Origin of the sequence: Fictibacillus sp. B-59209, from assembly GCF_036216745.1 — a bacterium.
GTDB lineage: Bacteria > Bacillota > Bacilli > Bacillales > Fictibacillaceae > Fictibacillus_C > Fictibacillus_C marinisediminis.
In genome coordinates this window covers 24,392-47,630 of sequence record NZ_JARMMC010000015.1, presented here as the reverse complement: position 1 = coordinate 47,630, position 23,239 = coordinate 24,392, and the positions used below count along the sequence as shown (strand labels likewise).

Here is a 23,239-nt window from a genome sequence, read left to right as displayed (position 1 = left end):
TTCTCACTCTTGTTTATGAGTTTTAACCATTGATATACCATAACAATGCCTTACGAGTCAATCACCACATCATACAGCAAAACAACACGTAAGCAGCATCGATACCATTATTGACTTTACCATTTAAATAGCCGGATAACCCGATATAGGTAGTAGGTTGTTTTTGTAGGGGCTCCTTATCAACTGGTGACTCTAGCAAAGGGGAGTATAACTCTAAAAGTCGCTTCGCACGTTTCAAAGGCATATATACTTTGGGGTTACGATATTCGGGATCATCTTCTAGGATTTCCAAGTTTCTTCGATCTTCTTTCGTGGAGGGAAGATGAAATAAGAAATCTCCAACTCTTATAAGCACATCTAACCGCTGTAACGCGTTTCCCGGGTTGGGCGAATAGGTTAAACCTATCTTTACAGCTCGACCTTCCTTCAGCAATTTCTGAATTGCTCGCTGCTTCATGGGATAGAGTGCAGGCGCATTTTTCGCATGGATATTAATAATATAGATCGCTTTATGTACATCTTGAATGGTTGTTTTCATTCTATCTCCTCTGTAAAAAAAGCATCTATTCATAGGGAATCGATGCTTTCTCACTGTTGTTTAGCTTTAACAACTGATAAACCATAACAATGCCTAACGAATCAATAACCACATCATACAACCTACCATCCCTTCCAAAATACAGCTGAAGGATTTCTGTAAATACAGCAAAACAAAAGGTAAGCAGCATTGATTTTCCGTGGTTTCTTAACCATACAAATACAAGTAAGTCTAAAATTCCAAAGCCAATCAAATGTCCGGCTTTTACAAGATAAAAGTAAGGATGGATCACCGTGAGATCTGATAGATTAAAGAAAGATAAAAAGTCTGGAGATGCATTCCAAATAAATTGAATAGATTGATTACTTAATAGAGCTTCCAAATTGTCCGTAAAGGTATGAAGTCCCAAAAATAGCGCCCATACAATAACGATAAGAAATTTAAATATATTCATACCTCTGTTATGTCCATAGGAGCATTACTTTATAACTTCTTCTTTAAAACCATGAACATTCTTCTTTTGCCAGTTCCACGCATCACGGCACATCTCATCCAAATCTTTTTCTGCTTCCCACCCAAGCTCTTCTTTTGCTTTTGTCGGATCAGCATAGCTAACCGCAACATCACCAGGCCGGCGATCTACTACTTTATAAGGAATCGTTTTTCCTGTTGCTTTTTCAAAAGCACTTAAAACTTCCAACACACTATAACCCTTACCAGTACCAAGGTTATAAGCTTCTACACCTTCACTTTTCATCACTTTATCTAGTGCTTTTAAGTGACCTTTTGCCAAATCTACGACATGGATATAGTCCCTGACGCCTGTCCCATCCACAGTATCATAATCGTTGCCAAACACTTGGAGTTCCTGCAGTTTGCCTACAGCTACCTGAGTGATATAAGGTGTTAAATTGTTGGGAATACCATTTGGATCTTCCCCAATTTGTCCACTCTCATGAGCCCCAACCGGGTTAAAGTAGCGAAGAAGGGAGATGCTCCATTCATTATCAGACATATAAAGATCACGAAGAATTTCTTCAATCATGAGCTTTGTACGGCCATACGGATTAGTTGCCCCGAGTGATACTCCTTCTGAAATAGGCACTTGATCAGTCAGACCATAGACTGTTGCTGATGAACTGAATACCATTTGCTTCACACCGAATTGCTGCATGACCTCACATAAAACCACTGTCCCTGTCACATTATTATGGTAGTAATAAAGCGGCTTAGCGACCGACTCCCCTACTGCCTTCAGACCTGCAAAGTGAATCACCGCTTCAATCTCATTCTCCGTAAAAACACGCTCTAACTCGTTTCGATCAAGAATATCGACTTGCTCAAATTTCAAGCTCTTCCCCGTAATCTCCTGAACGCGGTTCAACGATTCCATATGACTGTTGGATAGATTGTCTACCACAACGACCTCATATCCCGCATTCAAAAGCTCTACACATGTATGGCTGCCGATGTATCCAGCGCCTCCGGTAACTAAAATTGACATGTTATTACTCCTCTTCCCTTCTATACACTCTCTCTATAAAGAGTAACTAATTCTTCTACCATTGTGACTCTATTCCTTACTAATTGAGGACAGGGGTGATAATACTTGCCATTCGATCCACTGCTGTTACCGAATGAACGTATACCTGACTCTTGAATAAGGTTAAGCCATTGCTCTTTAGATTTCCTTAAATTAACCCAGCCTGCTTTTTGTTTGCATCCCCAACCTAGTAGAATCCAAGGATGCTTCCTTAATTCTTCAATAGAAATTAATGAATGATTGATGTCTAAAATTCCTTTTGTCGTCAGTTCCTCAAAAGTTTCTATAGCCTCCTCAGCTTTAGCATTCTGCAGGCTGAATAGGTTATAAATGTGCAATCTCCCATTGATGAATGGTATATCGTGAATCTTCGAAACTACGAAACAAGCTGCTTCATCGTCGGATCCAGTGTATTTTCACCTTCTGCAGCACCATACTCCGTTAGCTACGTCATCAACCTTTTGTTCCCAACTATTTCCAGGTATTACCATATCTACATAACGAATAGCTTCTACAAGTTTTTTTCTTTCCTTATAAGAAAAGGAACACTTTTTTCCCTTTACCTCATTGTTCATTTGTTCACACTGCAACAATTAGATAATGACCTTGATCTTTAGCCCTTTTCAATAAATTTATATGACCATAATGAAGTAAATTAAATGTTTCGTATTTATCACGCTTTTCATTACCGATTCCTCCATCTTATTAGTGCTGTATAAAGGTCTTAATTAAACAGTTCATCTAAACTTGTACTATTTTCAAAAGGAAAATCATAGGTATATTGAGGCATCTTTTCATGAATTACTTTAACTTCTCTTTTCCATTCATCTTTTATTAAAAATGTCTGAGTGTTCTTTATAGACTTATCAGGATCAAAATATTTCTTTTTATTTGTGTGTTGTTCAGCCTTAACGTTTAAAAATTCCATAATTTGCGAAACGGATTTTTCATAATTATAAATTAAATCCTCGAACTCAATAAATAGGATTTTCTTTGAATTACTCTGTTTGGTTCCAGCCATTAATCTTGACCAGTAGTATATGAAATCTTTAGGTTCTGTAGGAAATAGTTCGGATCCGCTACCAACTGTTCTCTTACTCCAATAATATTTATTTAGTATATATAGATCTCTTGCGTCTCGTAATACAACGATCATTTTAAAATTTTCGTCAAAATAGGAGTCTACCAAATTAGTATGTTGGGGCCAAAGAAGATGATCGTATACCATTATTTGTTTATTTGGTTTTGCACACATTTCAAAGTAAGAATTCACGAATTTCCTTGCAGCAGTATAAAATTCATCGGGTGAGGGCATAGAAAAAAATTTTTGTTTTTTTTCAAAGATATATAATCTACCCCACTTATAAATTTTACGCTTATAAATTATCTTTGCAGCAATTTGTAAGAAGACTTTAAAAATAGAGAATCTGACTCTTTTGTAATCACTATAGGTTCTCCCACTAATTGGGGTACTGATTTCATTAACAAATTCATTAGTTGCTCTTTCAAATTTGTTACCGACTAACCATCGATATGAACCAAACCAGCCAAAGTTGTTATTATTAAGCCAATTCATACTTTTAATAAATGAGGAGATTGCCGTACCAGAACGAAGGGGGCTATTCACATTCATCATTATGGCCCCCAAGTCAAATAATCCGTTATCCGTATAAAGCGGTATGTGTTCGTAAGGTTGATCACTTTCTAAAGCAACTCCGCAATTATCAAATTCCTTTATTAAATCAATAACAGCTGATGAGCCGGTCCCAACAAAGCCTGTCACTGCAACGTTTAATCTATTGCTCATTTTTCTTTCTCCTTATACATCTTTTAAAAGTACTTTTAATTGTTCGGAAATAACTTCTGGTTTAAAGTCTTCAATTCGTTCCAATCCCTTTTTAATGTAAGCTTCATACAATATATTATCGGAAAGTAGTTTATTCATATTTAAAGCCATTATTTCCGGATCTTTTATTGGGCTTATTAAGCCATATTCATTATCTCCTAAAATTTCCCTCACTCCAGGTTTACTATCAGTCGCTACAATTGGAACGCCAAAGGACATTGCTTCCAATAAAACTGTTGGCAATCCCTCAGACGGACTTGAATGAACAAATATTTTAGATGCCTTATAGTAATTTTGCACGTCAGATTTAGTTCCCTCAAAAATTACTAAATCTGATACTCCACAATCTGAAGCATATTTTTCAATAGATTCCTTAGTAGGTCCATCACCAACAAATACCATTTTCATTGTTCTTTTATATTTTGTTTTTAAAATTTTTATTGCATTAATTACAGTTCTTTGATCCTTTTGAGAGGAAAATCTACCTACCATTAGCATGAATTCACCATAATCTTTTTTTAGTTTTTCTATTTTCTGTTTATCTAATAATCTAGCAGTTATGGAAACTGGATTGTACATCTTGGTTATATTACAGTCATCCAATTTATTACTAATCATTGCATTTTCTTGATAATCTTTAGATAGCACTACTAGATTTTTTATTTTCTTATATAAAAAATAATAACCGGGGGAAATTAATAGATATCCAGTAACACCACCATGAAGCCAACAAAAGCGTTTGTCAGCGTTAATATAATTAGATACATATGTTAAATCATTATAATGACCCGAAAAGGCGATTGCGCGGTCGTATTTCCCACGCCTACCTTTAAAAATTCTAAGTACAGGAGTGAGGAATGATAATATAAAATACACTATAGGAAATATATATTTCCCCCACTTATGTTTTTTTGCAACAGTCCAATAAGCATCTGGACAAAGTGTTTTGGGAAGATTGGTAAATATCACATTACATTGTTTTGGTATTTCCTTAACAATTTCATCTACTTTTGAATTTAATATAATTACATCTATTTCATGCCCTTGGCTTATCAATATATCCATATAATTTATAGCTACACGCTCAATGCCACCAAAAATCATATTGTCCACTACAAATGCTACTTTCATAGACTCTAACTCCCAAACAAGATTCATATTAAATTGATTTATTCTGCTTTTTTCTTAGTAAATTTATAAGTATATCCTTTATCGATAAAAATTCTCTCTTATATACTATAAAATTAAAAAATATGATTAAAATTGATACAATTATTGATATTAAAACTCCGTTTACCAAAAACTCAAAAAAACTATTAATATCCAAGTAAATAAAGTTTTTACAAATGAAGTATGTGATTAAGCCAAATACTCCATTCATTAAGATCACCTTGATAGTAGGAAATACACTACCATATACATAATCTTTAGATATCTGTTTAACCAGTATAACAATTCTAAACATATAGGCAGCTAACCAACCTACCAGCACGCCTACTATTCCCCAATATTGAACTAATGTCAACGATAATATAAGGCTAATTACAGCCTCGGTTATTGCTGCAACTTTTGTTTCCTTAAATAATCCCGCTGAATTCATTATTGACATGGATGGAACTCTTAAATTATGGAGAATACCTATAAAAACAAATAGAATCGCGAGTTGGGGTTGAATGTAGTTTGCGTCAGTTATTCCAGATGTATAAAGAGAAATAAACGGCATATATAATAACGCGGTAATCACATAAGTAATACTAACTAGAGTAAAAAATGTCCATTCATATAAATGAAAGTTTTTCTTCAATAATGCCTTGTTTTTTTCTGATATAATATCTCCAAAAACGGCTTGAAATCCATTCATAAACACAGATAAAAGCATAATTATCATATTATGAACCAACAAATAAATGATAAAAACACTTACATCCTTTAAACCACTAAATACTGTAATGATAACTATAGGAGTGTTTACTAATACAAGATTCACAATTTGATGTATAAGCACATCCCATCTTTTATCCAATGCCTTATAATTTGGCTCCTCATCATAACTAGCCAACGGATATTTTTTATTAAGATATAATTTCAAAAAAACAAATCTTAGTACATACACTGCGGATGCTACTAATTGTACAACGACAGGATTAACCTCAGCTAATACAAGTATAATTGTGACAAATAGGTTTAGAAATAATCCACCTAATTGAATATATGAAACTACATAACCCTTTTGGGAAGCAGTTAAAAACACTCTATAATTCCCTATTAAAAAGAACTCCGATACGCCACTTATCCCAAGAACTAAAACCATTAGGAACGCCAATGTCCATGAAATTTGATTAAAAACAAAAAATGGATATATAAATGCTAGGATAAGTACCAGACCCATAAAAAGCCGACCAGATTTAATATATTGAATCCTTGTTGCAGAAAGAATAGAATTAATTGATTTATAATTCTTTTCTCTTATTGGTAAATAAAGCATAGCCATTGATGCATAACCAATTCCAGCTTCTACTAAGCTCAGGTATACCAAAAATTGTTTTATTGAAGAGATTAGTCCATTTACCTCAGAACCATAGGTTAAAATAAATAATCTTGGTAAAATTAATCCCGAAATAGCTGTTACTAAACTTAGTAGAAGTGCTGCTACTAGGTTATTTATAGCGCTTTTAGCTCTCATAATAATTTTCCTACTTTTTGTTTTTTAAGATAAAGCGATTATTCACTTTAATAATTATCATTAGTAAGACAAATGTGTTTATAAAGTGAGAAAATAGAATGGTCCAGTTTACCATCATTAATGCCCCAAACCAGGTGGCAATAAAATAATAAGCATAGGAAGAATATGGATTGTTAGTTAAAGCAGCTTTTTTATCAAATTTCATCATTAACCAAACTGCAATAATCGAAGGAATAAAACTTCCTATATATCCAAAATAAAAAAACCCTTGACCGACAATAGGAACAATTTGATCTACACTCACCGTACTTCCATAATAGGTTAAATTATATAATCCAACAGTACTAAAATTCGGATGAAGAATGCCGGCGATGCCTGCTACAGAAGAAAACAGATCTACTAATATTTGAATTACTATATTAATATCAAATCTATCATTCATGGTAAGTGCAATAGCAACATTTTTAGGACCTGAAAAATACATTTGTAATGTATCACTCCACCAAGCTAAATCATTATAATTTGAGGAGTTATTTTCACTTCTTCCAAAAAATTTATATAAAGATACAATAGTAACCGAAAAAATAATGCCAGTCATAAGTGACGAAAAAATCAGCTTTTTATGTTTGTTAAATAATTTAGCCAAGAAATAAAGGATTGCTACAGCTGATATCAGTATGCTAAATCTGCTTAAACCTGTAACTATTAATAAGTTTAAAAGAGATATCCCGATTGAATAAAACACGTATTTAAACTTACCAGTAAGTTCATGTTTCTTCTTCCAGTAGACAATTATAGAAAGAACCACTAATATCCTTGCAATATTAAATAATAGTTCAAAGAGCCCAAAAAGCGGAAAGTCATTACGTTGATATTCTGTAAAATCATCAAGGTTTGTAACAAATCTGAGTTTTGATATAATTTCCGGAAATAATATTACTGAAATTATACCTAGTAAAATAAATAAGTTTAGTATAAAGGAGTTAATATTTTTATTTATTACCCTCTCATTGGATACCTGCATTTTCGTACTAGAGTAATACCTTTTGGATATAATTTGTATAAAAATGAAAACTGTTATCATCTCAATAAACATTACTAAAATAGCACTTTTAAGGTAAGTGGAACCGGGTGGGATACCTCTCCATATTGAAAAATCCGTTAAGACACCAACAAGAACCAAAATGACATATCTAACAAAAGTCACAATATTAAATATTAACAATCCTGCATTTTTAATCATAAATCTTGTGATAGATGGTAATATCAATATCAATAAACCGTAGGTTAGTGGAAGTAAAAATACCATTTTATATCCCTGAGGTGGATAACTAGCCAATGAAATTATTGAAACTAGAAAACTAATGGAAAAAATCACTATCCTCAATGCTAAATTTTTCATTTCCTAAAAATTCCTTTACTTTTTGCTATTTTCTATACATAATCGCCAATACCCTCCAAGTAAAGAGAGTAAATACCTTCCAGTCTTATATATCCGGAAGTTTTTATAATTACTTAATCTCGATGTGCCTGTTATAATATATATTTAAGCCTTTCCTATATTACAACTCATATTAAATAGTAAAGTCACTATAGGAAATTTGAAAGTTTTTAATTAACAAATTGTTGATATTTGTTTCTTTGTAATTTTAAAAGTATTTTCTTAGGAATTAAGCTAACAATTAATGGCTTTAAAACATATAAATATCCTTTTGGAAATAATCCTAGATTTTTAAACCCTTTATATCTAACAATTACCTCATCAAGTCTATATTTAAATTTTCTTTTCTTCATTGCCTGCACATTTACGTAGTATCTTAATAGGGGTTTCTCAATATTATAGCCCCTCATACCGGCTGCATACATTCTCATGAATAAGTCATAATCTTCAGCTCTGCGGGTTTCCTTTGCAAAGCGGTACCCATTTACTTCTCTTAACTTACTAGCCCTAAAAATAGTTGCAGGATGTTCGAAACAGGAGCCCCATAAAAAGTCAGCAATTTCTGGAGTTACGCTGATTGGCTTTTTCTTATATAACACCTTTTCACCGTCAAATATATCGATTGCTGAACATACAATATCATATTCCGGATGTTTATTTAAAAAATCTACCTGAATTGCTAATCTATCTGGATAACTATAATCATCATCATCCATTCTCGCAATATATTCACCCTTTGAAACTTCTAGACAATGATTTAATGTTCGAGCCAAACCTAAATTCACCTGATTTTTAATTGGTTTTATTCTTTGGTCTTTTTCTGCAATATCAAGTAGTAACTCGAATGTTCCATCAGTAGAACCATCATCACAAATTATCAATTCCCAATCTTCGAATGTTTGCTCTTTAATAGAATCTACAGCAGTTAATATTCGATCTTTCCCATTTAATACACCCATTATTATTGAAACCTTTGGATTTTCCATATTTTTCTCCTTCGATTAGAGTATTTAATGAAATTTATTTTTTGAATATATATATCCCATTTCTACTATTACGTTTTTCAAATCAAAATTCTTAATTAAGCTTCTATTATAAATACCCATACTTTCTCTTTGTGTATTACTTTCATATAGATTAAGAAGTACATTAGCAAACCCTTGAATATTATCTGGATTTACTAAGTAACCACCTTTACCATCTACTACTAAATCACTATTTCCTCTAATATTTGAACAAACTACTGGGAGCCCTGATGTCATAGCTTCCATTAGAGACAATGATAGTCCTTCCCGAAATGAAGGGAAAGCGAAGATGTCTGAAACTTTACTAAGCTCAGCTATATCTGTCCGGAACCCCAACAATTTCACTTGATTCTCCATCCCTAATTCCATAGTTAAGTTTTTCAAATAATTCACTAGTGGACCTTCTCCACAAATTACGTAATAAATATCAGGTTTATCTAATTGTGCTATAGATCTAATAATTGTTTCATGGTTTTTATTTTTATTTAGTTCACCGACTGAAAGAACAATTAAACTATTATCATCAATCCCAATTTCACTGCGCTTTTTAGTTTTATTAACTAGTATCTCTTTAAATTTATTAGTATCAATTCCAACACCGGGCACATATTCAATACTCTTTGCTTTAAATTTTTGGGCCCTACTAAAGTCTTCCTTATTTATTGTAATAAGTACATCCGTATGTCTTGATAGCCATCTTTCAACTGGATAATATAATAACCAATTTGCAATAGGAGCACCCTTATAAAAATGGAATCCATGAGCTGTATAGATAACATTTGTATTTTTTTTTCTTGCATTTCGTGCTGCTAATCGGGTAAGAACACCCCCCATAGGAGTATGACAGTGAATTATATCAAACTCATTAGATTCGGTAATTTCTTTTAGTTGCTTATATGTTTTAAAATTATTTAGTTTTATAGGAGAACGTTCAAATGGAAGGTCAAAATAATAATCGCAATAGGGTATAACACAGTCTTCTTTATTTTCATAATCGTTTTTTGCACAAACATATGTCTCATACCCGTTCTCCTTAAACCATTTTAAAAAGGGAATATGAAATACCATAATATGGGCTTTTACTACAGTAGCTACAAACAATACTTTTTTCATTTCATTTCTCCGTTAACCTTATAGATGTCTCAAAATCACAAACTATATATCTATTTTTGTAATCATCCATTTTCTTATCATAAACCAAATCGCCAAATACCTTCTTTACTGTATTTATCGAAATCAATTTCAAGAAGACATTAAACAACTTAGTCATTCTTATATTAGTTCCATGCATATCGGCGATCATTTCCACCATTCTTGATGTACGTACATATTCTTTGTTCTGTGGGTGGAATAGTCCGCTTTTAGAATCTTCAATAAGTAATCTTACAAACTCCGATAAATTGTCTATATAAATCATACTTCTTTTATTGTCTACATCAGGGAAAATAGGTATTTTGATTGCTAGATTCGCCAGTCTAGTATAATTACCTTTACAACCTTTTCCATAAATCATAGGTGGACGTAAAAATGCAACTTTAAAAGTATCACCCTCTATAGCTGATATTAGTTCCTCTGCCTGAAGCTTAGACTTTCCATAGTTACTTTTTGGTTTGAGAGGTGAGTCTTTGTCTATAACACCACTTTCGATTCCATAAACACTCATAGAACTTAAAAATATGAATTGCTTAACCCCTTCATTTTTTGCCTTTTGAGCAACCTCAAAGGCCAAGTCACGATTCACTTTATAATAAAGATGTGAGTTTTCCTTTGTTTCCTTAATATGCGCTATCCCAGCCACATGAAACACAACATCATACCCCGAGAAATCTATTCCCTTCCATAAATCATCTCTTAAACTAACGGAATCAATTTTATATCTATCGGGATAATTTCCAAACCATTTCTCTAGACTTATACCTATATAGCTGTTTTTCCCGGTTATCAGTATTCTTTTCATTTAGAAATGCTCTCCTTAGTACTCGCAACTTGCTTCTTAACTCCAGTTCCACCTTCAACAACACCATCACTTTTCACAACACTAACGATGGTCCCAAAGAAACATTTAACATCCATCCAAAAACTAATTTTTTCAACATATTCCCCGTCTAACTTTGCCTTTACCTCAATAGGTAACTCATCCCTACCATTAATCTGTGCCCAACCAGTTAGTCCAGGTGGTACATCATTAGCACCATACTTATCCCGTTCAGCAATCAGATCATACTGATTCCATAATGCTGGTCTTGGCCCAATAATACTCATCTGCCCCACAAAAATATTCCAAATCTGCGGAAGCTCATCAAGTGAGGTTTTTCTCAGGAATTTGCCCATCTTTGTGATATACTGTTCTGGATTACCTAATAAGTGAGTTGGAGTGTCCTTCGGTGTATCTATTCTCATGGTACGAAATTTCAATATGTCGAAATGAGTCTTGTTGATTCCTACACGTTGTTGCTTAAACAAGACTGGGCCCCTTGAATCCATCTTAATAGCAATTATTAGAATTAAAAAAAAGGGTGATAAGACAATAAGTCCTATAAAAGAAAGAATAATATCTATCAATCTTTTAACCTTCATATACATCTAGCTACACTCCTTAATATTTGTTCTTTAGTAGATTAGGACTTAATTAGAATCTGATATTCTTCAATTCCAATCAACTACTAAACCACTAAAGCCACCTCGTAATATCTATTCAATATCAATCAAATGCAAAATAGATATTTACCTTTCTGACGAATTCAACCGAGTATCTTCCAATTATATATACCATTCAATCAACCTATAAAACTAACTAAAAACACCTCACACCATTATCCCGCAAGGCTTCCAGCATGTTATCCAAGCACGATAGTCAGTTCCCCACAACCATTCAATCCCAAAATCAAGAAAGAATGGGATTCCTATAAATAAGAAATCCCACCATCCTCTCCAGAATCCTCTTAATCAATATGTCCATCCGTATAAATAACAGTCCCACGAACCGAACAAACATCATAATTAAACTCATTTAAATACCTAGCAAACCATATTACTATGCTCAACATCTTCCAAAGATAAATGATTCCTACTTATTTATCTCTCGTCCATTAGTTAACATTCTTCACTAACATCCGCTCTTTCTTATTCGCCAACCCCAAAACATACTCCGACAAATAACCACCATCAAACGACTGATGATTCGCAATAAGATTAACTACTCTTTCATAATCAAATGCCACCGTTTTCCCAATAAAAATCTTAGGAAAAACCTCTTTCTTATGAACTTCATTCTCTCCAAGCAGCTCTTCATACATCTTCTCACCAGGACGAATTCCTGCAAACTTAATCCCAATTTCATCAGTCGTATAACCCGAAAGGTGAATGAGGTTCTTCGCTAAGTCTACAATTTTAACCGGTTCCCCCATATCCAACACGAAAATTTCTCCGCCACGAGCTAACGCACCCGCTTGCATGACTAATCGTGAAGCTTCTGGAATGGTCATAAAATAACGAGTCATATCCGGATGGGTTACCGTAACAGGTCCACCGTTTTGAATTTGCTTTTTAAAGAGTGGAATAACCGATCCACGGCTGCCTAACACATTTCCAAATCGAACCGCTACATAATTAGTAAGGCTCGTTTTATCTAGTTGTTGAATAACCATTTCAGCAATCCGCTTGGTTGATCCCATTACATTCGTAGGGTTAACCGCCTTGTCTGAAGAAATTAAAACAAACGTTTTGGCTCCGAAGACATTTGCTGCTTCAGCCACATTTTTGGTTCCAATTACATTGTTTTTTACAGCTTCCTTTGGGTTATATTCCATTAACGGAACATGTTTATGGGCAGCTGCATGGTAAACAACATCTGGCGCATGTTGGCTCATCACTTCAAAAATACGATCTCGGTCTTGTACATCGGCGATAATCGGAATAATTTCAAATTGAGAACCATACTTGTTTTTTAGTTCCATATCGATAAGGTAAATGGAGTTTTCTCCATGACCCAGCAAGAGAAGTTTTTTCGGTTTGAATTTACTTACTTGGCGGCAGATTTCCGAACCGATTGAACCGCCCGCTCCGGTAACCAGTATTGTTTTATCCGTTAGATTATTAGAAATGCTTTCCATATCCAGTTCAACCGGTTCACGGCCAAGCAAGTCTTCCACTCGAACATCCCGGAACTGATTTACTGATACCTTTCCGGATACAATATCTTCAATCATTGGCATGATTTGAGTTTTAGCGTTCGTCTTGCTGCATTCCTGGTAGATCTTTTGAACATCTTTTTTACTAAGAGAAGGAATAGCAATAATAATGTTTTCGACGTTTAGATTTGTTACTAGTTTGGGGATATCTTCTGTTTTCCCATAAACAGTAACTCCGTAAATTTGCAATTTTGATTTCCTTGGATCGTCATCTACAAAGCCTACAGGAATTAGATCAGTATCACGGCTCTTAATTAACTGACGGACTAACATGGAACCTGCTGAGCCAGCTCCAATGATTAACGTGCGTTTCTTTTCCTGTTGGGGCTGTATATAATAATCTCTAAGCATTCTCCAAGAGAATCGTGATCCTCCAATGAGAATGACATGCAGCATCCAAGTAATCCCTAATACTCTTACGTAGACATTCCCGTTGACTAGAAGCTGTATAATCCCTGTCGTTATAATGGATAGAGTAACCGCCCGCAAAATTCCGATGATTTCTCCTACGCTTGCATACTCCCATGCTTTTTGATACAAACGGAATTTAAAGGCAAAGACATGATGACTAACAAGTAAGGCTACAGAACTGATAACAATGGTTTTTAAGGTATAGATGTTGAAGTATGGATGAAGGGTGAAATAACCGATATAAATGGCTGTTAAAACAATAAGTGAATCAAGTAAAATCAACATCGATACTCGTTTTTGATAGCTCAAAACTTATCACTTCTTTCATTGAATTTTAGACAAAGTAATACCTATGAAAACTAGGAGTTATTTTTCTGTAAGCCTAGCTTTTTATTTCTATTCCTTTTTAAAAGCCTTTCAAGCTCTGGAATTAATTGTTGGCTAATTTCTTTGTCTTTTAATGCAAATTCAATGGTTGTCATAATAAAACCGAGCTTCTCACCAACGTCATAACGGGTACCTTCGAAATCATAGGCAAAAACTCGCTGGTACTGATTGAGTTTTTGGATGGCATCTGTCAGTTGAATTTCACCGCCAGCTCCTTGTTCCTGTTTATCCAAGTAATTAAAGATCTCAGGTGATAAAATGTAACGGCCCATGATCGCTAAGTTTGATGGCGCTGTTCCTAATGCAGGTTTTTCAACAAAATTTTCCACCCCGTATAACCTGCCTACTTGAAACGATGAATCTACTATTCCATAACGATTTGTTTCATGTTCTGGAACAGTCTGCACTCCAATTACTGAAGATCCTATCCCTTCATATTGATCTATCAGCTGTTTTAAGCAAGGCTTGTCTGCCTGTACAATGTCATCACCAAGTAATACAGCAAATGGTTCGTCACCAATAAATTTACGGGCACACCATACCGCATGACCTAGTCCTTTTGGTTCCTTTTGGCGAATGTAATGAATATCTGCCATCTTGGAGGATTGCTGAACCTTATTTAGTAAATCGATTTTGCCTTTTTCAAAAAGATTTTGTTCAAGTTCAAAAGCATGGTCGAAATGATCCTCGATAGCGCGCTTTCCTTTACCGGTTACGATAATAATATCTTCAATACCTGATTCAATTGCTTCTTCCACGATGTATTGAATGGTTGGCTTGTCCACGATCGGAAGCATTTCTTTTGGCATAGCCTTAGTTGCCGGCAGAAAACGGGTCCCTAATCCCGCTGCCGGAATAATTGCTTTCCGTACTTTTTTCATCCCTATCTTCCCCTTAAAAGATTCCTAGTATTTTTCTTTAAAAAATACCTAGTATTTTTCTTTTTAAAAAATACCTAGAAGCTTCTTCTTCCTTATTGGTTTTGGTTCTTCTATATAAATACTCTGATTGTTAAATATTAGCTGCGCATTTTCTTGCAGGTAATAGGTCATATGATTACCGTACTTCTTGCTTATTTCGTCAAACGCCTCCCTTAAATAGAAGCCCCGGGACGAAATATTATGAGCATCAGATGCTATAAAGTGTGTTAAATGGTTTTCTATAATTTTAAGAGAAAAGGACTTAATATTTTTTCCAAACCTGCCGATAATACTATTGGCTGTAACTTGGGTTAACGCACCTTCATTCACTAGATCATATAATGTTTGGGGATTTTCCATCAGTTCACTGTTGCGTTCCGGATGAACGATGATGGGTGTAATGTCCTGAAGCTTGCACTCATAAATTATTTGACGGGTGTAGTTGGGTACAGCGTTGGAGGGAAGTTCGATCATTATGTACTTACCCAGGTTGTTTAACGTCAGCAATTGATCGTTTGCCAAATCAGCTAGAAATTCTGCATAGATGCGTATTTCCTGTCCTGGAAGTATGGTTAGAGGAATTTGATTGATTGATAGCGCTTCATTTAGTCGTTCTGTATGTAACAGAATGTCCTGTTTGCTGTTTTCATATTTACCGTTGCGGTGATGCGGTGTTGCAAATAACGTTGTAATGCCATCTTCGACTGCTTGTTTGGCCATGTCGAAACTTGCAGATAAATCCGGTGCTCCATCATCAATTCCTGGTAAGATGTGACTATGGACATCAATCAAAAGACCTACACTCCCTTCATAAAAAAAGGTGAAAGAACCAATTTATATACTTTTGGTTCTTTTTACCATAAAACTAATACGTTTCCTATAGTAGCATAACTGTACAATCCATCAAGGGGCTTATTTTGTCGAAAACCGTAAATTTTTAATTTTATTGTTACTTACTGCCGTAATAGTAGTAATAGCTGCTATCGTTCGTTTCTTTTCCGTTTAATACGACACCTAAAATCTTTGCATTTGCATTTTCCAGCAATTCCTTCGCTTTTAATGCTTCTTCTTTCTCCGTTTTCCCGCTGCTCGTTACCAATACTACGCCATCACAACGGCTGGACAGTACTTGAGCATCTGTAACTGCCAGTACAGGGGGTGAATCAAAAAGTACATAATCATACTTATTGTTCGCTTCTTCTACGAGTACTTCCATCGCTTTTGAGTTTAAAAGTTCTGACGGATTAGGCGGTACAGGTCCGCTAGGTAATACATAGAGATCCTCTACATTGGTTTCTTGAACCGCATCCTCTAATGTAATTTGGCGTGTTAAGACGTTTGTGACTCCCTGAATATTGCTTACTTTAAACGTATAGTGAACAGTCGGTTTTCTTAAATCGCCATCCACCAACAATACGCTCTTTCCTTGCTGGGCGAGAACAACGGCCAGGTTAGCCACGGTTGTTGACTTCCCTTCTCCAGGTCCAGCTGATGTCACCATTAACGTTTTATAGTCTGTATCAATGGAAGAGAACTGAATATTTGTTCGAATCGTTCGGTATTGCTCAGAGATTGGCGACTTAGGGTTGTTATGTGTAATTAAGCTTCTCTGTGTAAGATTGCTAATGGTTTTACGCAATTTACGGCTCAATGGTTGTTCCTCCTACAGTGTTTATACTGCTTTTCTTCGGTATGATTGATCTTTTTCATCGTTTACGGTTATCTTCGGTATCGTTCCGAGTACAGGCAGCTCCAGGAAGTTTTCAATATCCTGCTCTGTTTTCAATGTGTTATCAAGGTATTCCAATAAGAAGGCCAGACCTACACCTGTCATTAATCCAACAACAAGGGCAATCGCCATGTTCAACATCGGATTTGGTTTAATCGGTGATGGGTTTTCTTTAAGTTCTGCTTTAGACAAAATACTGACGTTATCTATTTTCATAATGGAAGGTATTTCATCTTTAAATGTTTTGGCTATATTGTTGGCTATATTAACGGCCATGGCCGGATCGGGATCCTGAACGGTTACATTTAATACTTGTGTATCCTGTTCACTGTTGATCGTGAGCTTGTTGGTAAGTTCTTCAGGTGTTGTTTTTAGGTTAAGGTTATTGATTACTTTAGAAAGAATGACTGGACTTTTAATAATTACGCTATACGTATTGACCATCTGTACATTGGTTTGAACTTGGTTGTAATCCGGGACATCTTTTTTTCTTTCCTGGTTTACAAGAATTTGCGTGGAAGATTGGTAGATTGGGGTTAATACGAAATAAGAAACCACTCCGCTAATCGCTATTGCTACAACTGTAATCAGCAGAATAATCATCAGCCGTTTCCTTATGGTTTGATAAATATCCTTTAAACTTATCGTTTCTTCCATAACACCCTCCATATATTTATCCTTCTTCATTATGTAAAAAATTTGCATACGATGTATTATATCATAGGAAATTGGAATTTAAAGTCATGATTTAATATTTTTTGTAAAATTTTATAAATTAATGTTTTATTCAAATAGCTTTAGAATTACATAACCACATAATTCCTATTAATGAAATAATTGTACCTTGTGTATTATCGACGAATCTTTCAAACTATTAACACATTTTTCATTATTTAAGAAAAGCTTTATACTACATTAGATTGTAAGGTTTAATAATTCACCCTATGTAACTTTTTGTCTAATTTTAGGAAATATATTCCCTTTTTACAGGGACTATGGTTTAATGGACAAAACAATTATTTTCCAAATTTTAGGTCGATGGGAGGACATATAATGCCGGATATACAAGTAGTTATGATCATGCCCAAAAAAAGACCGCACATTACTGCAATCCCCAATTCAACGAAACAGTTTGAGGAAATCGTAGGCGGTCCAGTCGATATCTTAAGTTTTCATCAGCAACATTACAAAATTGTTTGCAACATTGATGAAGGTTACGACCTTACATACAATAAAAAGGCGCCTGCCAGCACCTTTTTTATTGCCAAATATCAGGGTCAGTTTGAAAGCTTGAGTGATGCAGAAACGGAAGAAATTAAAGATGTCTTAAAAGCTAAAATGAAGAAGTGGAAGTAAAAGAATCTTTATATCTACCAAACGATCTACTATTTTAAATTCTATAAGCCGTTGTACATAACCTATAGGAGAAGGTGCCTGGCCGTGCCTTCTTTTATTTTGTTTAACGAGCTGCTGCTCGTTTCACAGTCTGCCTCCGTATTTGTCGGTAATGCCGTTCACAATATCCTTTGCAAAAATGCGGTTTCCCGCAGCTTTCCATCCTGCAAAACTTCGTCACTTTCGTGATTGCTGGATTTCCGTGCCTCGCCCACCTCTTATAATGCATGTGGCAGAGATCTCTAGCCGCAGCTTCTTTGTTGCAATCTTTTATCTTACACCTCTTCATAGATCATCACCTTATATATCAGTTGATAATCTATATATCGGACGTTATTGTAAATTTTTTACCAAAATTATTTTATTACTTAATCGATTTTTATTATGCAATAGAATAATGGGCTGCAATGAACACTAAAGCCCATAATGGAAGTGATAATCCCAACGCCCATAAACAACCTTTAAAAAAGCTAATTTCTTCTGCCATCCGTCATTTCTCCCGTTTCTTTTATACTACATTCATGTTACCTCATCTAGAAAGAAAGGTGTATTGGGAAAATTCATATCCCAAGATGTCGAATTTTGAAGGTTATCTGTGCGGATTTTCCCAAGGAGCAAAGCTAAAGATTTTGGTGCCAGGCACCGATAGAGTGAGGTTTTTTCATTGGAGCAGCTGGGGTTTTTCGTGATTGGGGTGGTGCCAGGCACCACCTAGGGTCCTCATAATCTCTTTCCAAATTCCTCCCGTAATGCGAAATTACTCTATAAGAATAGTTTTGCCAACAACATGTAGGACTTTTATAATAGAAATAAGGTAATTATTTACTAAATTAGGAGGGGTTCCTTATTTACATCGGAAAACGAATACAGTGGATTATGATTTTCTCAATACTTCTTTTCATGCTTTCTGCTGTCATTCCTGGACACCATGCGAAGGCAGAGGCCGAAACATCGCTTGTTGACATTGGAGCAGATGATTATGAAGGCACCATGAGATACAAAGAGTGGGATGATCACAAACCATTTATGGATGCAAATGGAAATTTAGTTGACAAAGGGATTGGATTTTATTCTTCCAATTCTTATGGAGGAACGGCTTGGGCGAGTTATAATATTCAAAACATGGGCTACACGAACTTTAAAACAGGGTTAACTCTCGATTCCCAATGGCTCGTTGGCGATTATGGAGTGACAGCTGTCGGCTTTTACGCGGATGATGTATTACTTTATGAAAAGCAGCTTTCTAAAAAAGACGGCTTGCTCAAGCTGAACATATCTCTTCCAAAACAGGTTAAAAACTTTTATATCGTGGTTAAACAAGTACGAGGAGCAAGGGGTGTACAAAATGTCGTACTAGCAAATCCTGTTTTTTCTGGTAGCGGGACATACAGTACAGCTGGCGATCTCCCTGTTTCATTACGAACCATAGGAACGTTTAATACCGAGGGTTATTACTACCCAAATGAATGGTCGGGTGACAATCCTGCTTTTCAAAATATCGCAGGAGATTTGGTTACAGATGGAATTGGTTTCTCTACTCCCGGAAGTTACGGGGGAACCTCTTTAGCTGAATATAACATTGATCAAATGGGCTATAACCAGTTTACCGCTAAAGTGTCTCTTGATTCGAAATGGACAAAGGGAGACTACGGCCGGACAGCTCTTGGTGTTTATGCAGATGATTATTTACTTTATGAAAAAGAATTTACGGTAAAAACACCGGTGCAGTCGTTAAAGCTTACCATTCCAACAGGCACTAAAAATTTAACACTGACTGTTAAACAATTTAAAGGAGCAAAAGGAACGCAAAACCTTGTGCTAGCGAACCCGCTTTTGCACAAAGTAAGCCAAACACCGAAAGTGGTTCCTAAAACTGTTGCCTTTTCTACTGTAGGTGCTATTGATACGGAAGGAAACGTGTATAACCATGCTTGGAGTGAACAACCCTTCCTGTACCAAAATAATCAGTTTGCCACTTCCGGTTTAGGTCTTTCTACCTCTTCCTATTATGGCGGGACTGCCTTTGCCGAATATGACATTCAAAATATGGGGTTCAACTCTTTAAAAACCAAGCTATCTCTGGATTATGATTGTCTTGTTGGGGACTACGGTTCATCAAGCGTTTATATCTATGCGGACGGAAAACGGCTCTATTCTAGTTCACTCAAGCGTACAGATCTCAAAAGCCTTACCCTTCGTTTCCCTTCTAAAACGAAGCGCATTAAGGTAATGGTTCTTCAGAAAAAAGGCGCGAAAGGTACACAAGACGTGTTATTCGGAAACGCGGTTTTTACCAACCTCCCTATTTCATTAAAATTAAGTTCTGGCCAAGTGACTGTCGTTAACCGCAAAAAGAGTAACGATACAGTTACGGTGAACTCAATAACAAAGGATGAGACAGTGCGTGTGTATAACAGCCAAAACACGTTGATTGCCTCCGGAAAATCAATCGGCAACTTGCTTTCATTAAAGATTAAACAGCTGGGAACGAGAAAAGGGACGCTTTATGTAACCCGTACCTCTCCTGGCAAACTAGAAAGCGACAAGCTCTCCGTTTCTTATAAAGCAGAATAATGAGTTGAGGGAAAACAGCTACTAATTTCAGCTGTTTCAGCTTGTAGACAACGTCTCATGTCTACAAGCCTTTTTATTTTATCTTTATAGACGATACTGTTTTTCGAGGGAAGTACACTTCAAAAAGTATCGAAGGTTGTCCGTGCCACAGGGATCAATTAATACGCAAAGTTGACCCCAGCAATGGATTTTAACTTCATTGATCGAATGAAACTCTTTCCTCACCCATAAAGGACATTTCAAGCTGTAGCATTTCTATTCCGTTAATAACTTTCATAGATTGTCCAAAACCACGGATGGCTTTGGTACACCTTTGAATTTTTTCCTTTACTACATTTCATAAATATTTTTAACACTTTAATGAATGATTCTATAAGATGTGCGGGCGAGCAGACACGTCTAGGAATTCTGAATCAGAGCATATATAACCAGTAGAGCGTAATAGGGCTATAACCTTTAGTGCATGGAGCTTTTGATGGTAAACTAAAAGAAGATTCAGTTATAAATATTCTACAATGCACAGGAGGCGTTTGTATGAGTTCTTATCTTTTTGATCAATTGCGTTTTGTCAGGGGCAATACAATGAAATTGGTTGCCGGTCTGAACGATGAACAATCTGAGATCATCCCAGATCCTTTAAACAACCATATCAAGTGGAATCTTGGACATATTTATTTCATTCACGAAAGAAATGCCTTTCAATTTGTAAAGGAAAAGGAAGATTGGATCATGCCTGAGTCTTTTCCGTCGCTATTCAGCCCTGGCACGAAGCCGGAAAACAGACAAAAGATGCCGGTAGACCTTTCAGAGATCGTGCATTTAATGGAGAATCAGATCGACCGAATCGAATCCACGTTCAAGGACCGGTTAAAAGAAAAGACAGAACCCTATACTACTTCCATGGGACTGCACCTCTCCACCGTCGAAGAATTTTTAAGCTGCTGCCTGTATCATGAGGGCATGCATTTGGAGAGAATTAATGTGATCAAGAAACTAACCTAAAATAATGGCCATGAACAGTCCATGGCCACTTTCTAAAAAGGAGTTTTTTTATGATGAATCAAAAAGCAGGATGGAACCTGGAGAACAGTTATGCCCGTCTGCCAGAGCTGTTCTTTTCCCTGATCGAGCCGAATCCCGTCCGCTCGCCAAACCTTGTCATTTTGAATCAGCCTCTGGCAGAATCGCTAGGCTTGAATGCTGATGCACTAAGAGCTGAAGATGGAGTTGATATACTTGCCGGCAATCGGGTACCGGAAGGCTCTTTGCCGCTCGCCCAAGCTTATGCCGGTCATCAGTTCGGCAACTTTACTCGTCTGGGGGATGGCCGGGCTTTGCTCATCGGTGAGCAATTGACTCCGAATGGTGAGCGGTTTGATATCCAGCTTAAAGGATCCGGCAGAACACCGTACTCCCGCGGGGGCGATGGCCGGGCTGCACTTGGACCGATGCTGCGGGAATACATCATCAGTGAAGCCATGCAAGGACTTGGCATCCCGACGACCCGCAGTCTGGCTGTAGTAACAACCGGTGAGCCCATCTATCGCGAGACCGAACTGCCAGGTGCGATTATGACCCGTGTGGCTTCGAGCCATCTGCGTGTAGGCACTTTTGAATATGCGTCTCATTGGGGTACAGCTGAAGACATTAAAGCATTGGCCGACTATGCCCTGGAGCGTCATTTTTCAGAGGTCGAGAAAAAGGAAAACCTTTATCTTACCCTGCTTGAAGAAGTGATCAAGCGCCAGGCCAAGCTGATCGCCCAATGGCAGCTGGCCGGCTTCATCCATGGCGTGATGAACACCGACAACATGTCCATCTGCGGAGAAACGATCGATTATGGTCCTTGCGCCTTTATGGATGCCTATGATTCTAAAACGGTCTTCAGCTCCATCGACATCCAGGGCCGCTATGCCTATGGCAACCAGCCAAGTATCGCCGTATGGAACCTTGCACGGTTTGCAGAAAGCCTGCTTCCCCTGCTTGATAAAGAACAGGAGAAGGCGATCGAGCTTGCAGAGAGTGCCCTTTCGACATTTAAAGAGCTGTTCAATAACCACTGGCAGAGCGGCATGAGGGCCAAGCTCGGATGGTTTAGTGAAGAGGAACAGGATGAAGCGCTGATCGGTGAATTGCTCTATCTGATGGAAAAGCACCGTGCGGACTACACGAATACGTTCCTCGCTTTAACCTTCGATCGGAAGGAGGAGCATGCTCTTTTCGAGGACGAGGAATTTACCCAATGGCGGGAAAAATGGCAGGCGAGGCGGGAAAAGCAGTCTGAATCGATCGCTGATTCCGTTCAACTGATGAAAAACAGCAATCCTGCCGTCATTCCTCGGAACCACCGAGTAGAAGAGGCGCTGGAGGCTACTGTAGAACAGGAAGATTACAGTGTGATGGAAAAGCTTCTGAACGTTCTTTCCGATCCTTATGCTCACACGGTTGAACAGGCTGAATACTCGACCCTGCCACCAGAAGACGGGCAGTGCTATAAGACGTATTGCGGGACTTGATTTAGTTTAAAGCTAAATAGACATCCTTAAAAGGAGGCTGA

21 protein-coding genes and 1 pseudogene are annotated in these 23,239 nt (G+C 36.5%); 4 read left to right on the top strand and 18 right to left on the bottom strand.

Annotated elements, in window-relative coordinates:
• Positions 1 to 61 precede the first annotated feature (61 nt).
• The 18 genes and pseudogenes from P4361_RS11660 to P4361_RS11575 all read right to left on the bottom strand — a co-directional run bounded on the left by P4361_RS11660 (position 62) and on the right by P4361_RS11575 (position 17,370).
• Positions 62 to 538 (bottom strand): YkyB family protein, encoded by a 477-nt coding sequence (locus tag P4361_RS11660; protein ID WP_328089519.1) that lies wholly within the window; start codon positions 536 to 538, stop codon positions 62 to 64.
• A gap of 25 nt (positions 539 to 563) precedes the next feature.
• The gene (locus P4361_RS11655) at positions 564 to 992 is read right to left on the bottom strand and encodes a VanZ family protein (protein WP_328089518.1); all 429 of its coding nucleotides are present in this window, start codon (positions 990 to 992) and stop codon (positions 564 to 566) included.
• A 24-nt stretch (positions 993 to 1,016) separates the two neighbouring features.
• On the bottom strand, positions 1,017 to 2,042 hold the full coding sequence (gene galE, locus P4361_RS11650) for a UDP-glucose 4-epimerase GalE (protein ID WP_328089517.1): 1,026 nt from the start codon (positions 2,040 to 2,042) through the stop codon (positions 1,017 to 1,019).
• 20 nt (positions 2,043 to 2,062) lie between these two features.
• Positions 2,063 to 2,419 carry a hypothetical protein gene (locus P4361_RS11645; RefSeq protein ID WP_328089516.1) on the bottom strand — a complete coding sequence of 119 codons (357 nt, stop codon included), beginning with the start codon at positions 2,417 to 2,419 and terminating at the stop codon, positions 2,063 to 2,065.
• 108 nt (positions 2,420 to 2,527) lie between these two features.
• Positions 2,528 to 2,774, bottom strand: a pseudogene (locus P4361_RS11640) (adenylyltransferase/cytidyltransferase family protein); the annotation flags it as partial.
• Positions 2,775 to 2,805: 31 nt separating this feature from the next.
• Positions 2,806 to 3,888, bottom strand: coding sequence for a sulfotransferase domain-containing protein (locus tag P4361_RS11635; protein WP_328089514.1), 1,083 nt, complete (start codon positions 3,886 to 3,888; stop codon positions 2,806 to 2,808).
• Positions 3,889 to 3,900: 12 nt separating this feature from the next.
• A complete protein-coding gene (locus tag P4361_RS11630; RefSeq protein ID WP_328089512.1) occupies positions 3,901 to 5,058 on the bottom strand; it encodes a glycosyltransferase in 1,158 nt (385 codons plus the stop codon).
• A gap of 28 nt (positions 5,059 to 5,086) precedes the next feature.
• Positions 5,087 to 6,610, bottom strand: a complete 1,524-nt coding sequence (locus P4361_RS11625) for a lipopolysaccharide biosynthesis protein (RefSeq protein WP_328089511.1) — start codon at positions 6,608 to 6,610, stop codon at positions 5,087 to 5,089.
• Positions 6,611 to 6,620: 10 nt separating this feature from the next.
• Positions 6,621 to 8,012: an O-antigen polymerase gene (locus tag P4361_RS11620; protein ID WP_328089510.1), complete on the bottom strand. Its 1,392-nt coding sequence runs from the start codon at positions 8,010 to 8,012 to the stop codon at positions 6,621 to 6,623.
• Positions 8,013 to 8,221: 209 nt separating this feature from the next.
• Positions 8,222 to 9,037 carry a glycosyltransferase family 2 protein gene (locus P4361_RS11615; protein WP_328089509.1) on the bottom strand — a complete coding sequence of 272 codons (816 nt, stop codon included), beginning with the start codon at positions 9,035 to 9,037 and terminating at the stop codon, positions 8,222 to 8,224.
• A 24-nt stretch (positions 9,038 to 9,061) separates the two neighbouring features.
• Positions 9,062 to 10,189 carry a glycosyltransferase family 4 protein gene (locus P4361_RS11610; protein ID WP_328089508.1) on the bottom strand — a complete coding sequence of 376 codons (1,128 nt, stop codon included), beginning with the start codon at positions 10,187 to 10,189 and terminating at the stop codon, positions 9,062 to 9,064.
• Between the two features lies 1 nt (position 10,190).
• On the bottom strand, positions 10,191 to 11,033 hold the full coding sequence (locus P4361_RS11605; protein WP_328089507.1) for an NAD-dependent epimerase/dehydratase family protein: 843 nt from the start codon (positions 11,031 to 11,033) through the stop codon (positions 10,191 to 10,193).
• A complete protein-coding gene (locus P4361_RS11600) occupies positions 11,030 to 11,659 on the bottom strand; it encodes a sugar transferase (protein WP_328089506.1) in 630 nt (209 codons plus the stop codon). The genes P4361_RS11605 and P4361_RS11600 overlap by 4 nt, the downstream gene beginning before the upstream one ends.
• A gap of 506 nt (positions 11,660 to 12,165) precedes the next feature.
• On the bottom strand, positions 12,166 to 13,986 hold the full coding sequence (locus tag P4361_RS11595) for a nucleoside-diphosphate sugar epimerase/dehydratase (protein WP_328089505.1): 1,821 nt from the start codon (positions 13,984 to 13,986) through the stop codon (positions 12,166 to 12,168).
• A gap of 50 nt (positions 13,987 to 14,036) precedes the next feature.
• Complete coding sequence (galU, locus tag P4361_RS11590) at positions 14,037 to 14,945, bottom strand: UTP--glucose-1-phosphate uridylyltransferase GalU (RefSeq protein WP_328089504.1); 909 nt, start codon at positions 14,943 to 14,945, stop codon at positions 14,037 to 14,039.
• A 63-nt stretch (positions 14,946 to 15,008) separates the two neighbouring features.
• Positions 15,009 to 15,776, bottom strand: a complete 768-nt coding sequence (locus P4361_RS11585) for a tyrosine-protein phosphatase (protein WP_328089503.1) — start codon at positions 15,774 to 15,776, stop codon at positions 15,009 to 15,011.
• 157 nt (positions 15,777 to 15,933) lie between these two features.
• Positions 15,934 to 16,635: a CpsD/CapB family tyrosine-protein kinase gene (locus P4361_RS11580; protein WP_328089502.1), complete on the bottom strand. Its 702-nt coding sequence runs from the start codon at positions 16,633 to 16,635 to the stop codon at positions 15,934 to 15,936.
• Positions 16,636 to 16,656: 21 nt separating this feature from the next.
• Positions 16,657 to 17,370: a YveK family protein gene (locus P4361_RS11575; RefSeq protein ID WP_328089501.1), complete on the bottom strand. Its 714-nt coding sequence runs from the start codon at positions 17,368 to 17,370 to the stop codon at positions 16,657 to 16,659.
• Positions 17,371 to 17,766: 396 nt separating this feature from the next.
• Here P4361_RS11575 and P4361_RS11570 point away from each other — a divergent pair, with 396 nt between their 5' ends.
• The 4 genes from P4361_RS11570 (at position 17,767) to P4361_RS11555 (ending at position 23,198) form a co-directional block, all read left to right on the top strand.
• Positions 17,767 to 18,069 carry a DUF3846 domain-containing protein gene (locus P4361_RS11570; protein WP_328089499.1) on the top strand — a complete coding sequence of 101 codons (303 nt, stop codon included), beginning with the start codon at positions 17,767 to 17,769 and terminating at the stop codon, positions 18,067 to 18,069.
• Positions 18,070 to 18,984: 915 nt separating this feature from the next.
• Entirely contained in the window at positions 18,985 to 20,682 is a 1,698-nt protein-coding gene (locus P4361_RS11565) for an NPCBM/NEW2 domain-containing protein (protein ID WP_328089498.1), read from the top strand.
• Between the two features lie 534 nt (positions 20,683 to 21,216).
• Entirely contained in the window at positions 21,217 to 21,684 is a 468-nt protein-coding gene (locus P4361_RS11560) for a DinB family protein (RefSeq protein WP_328089497.1), read from the top strand.
• Between the two features lie 50 nt (positions 21,685 to 21,734).
• Positions 21,735 to 23,198, top strand: coding sequence for a protein adenylyltransferase SelO (locus P4361_RS11555; protein WP_328089495.1), 1,464 nt, complete (start codon positions 21,735 to 21,737; stop codon positions 23,196 to 23,198).
• The last annotated feature ends 41 nt before the right edge of the window (positions 23,199 to 23,239 follow it).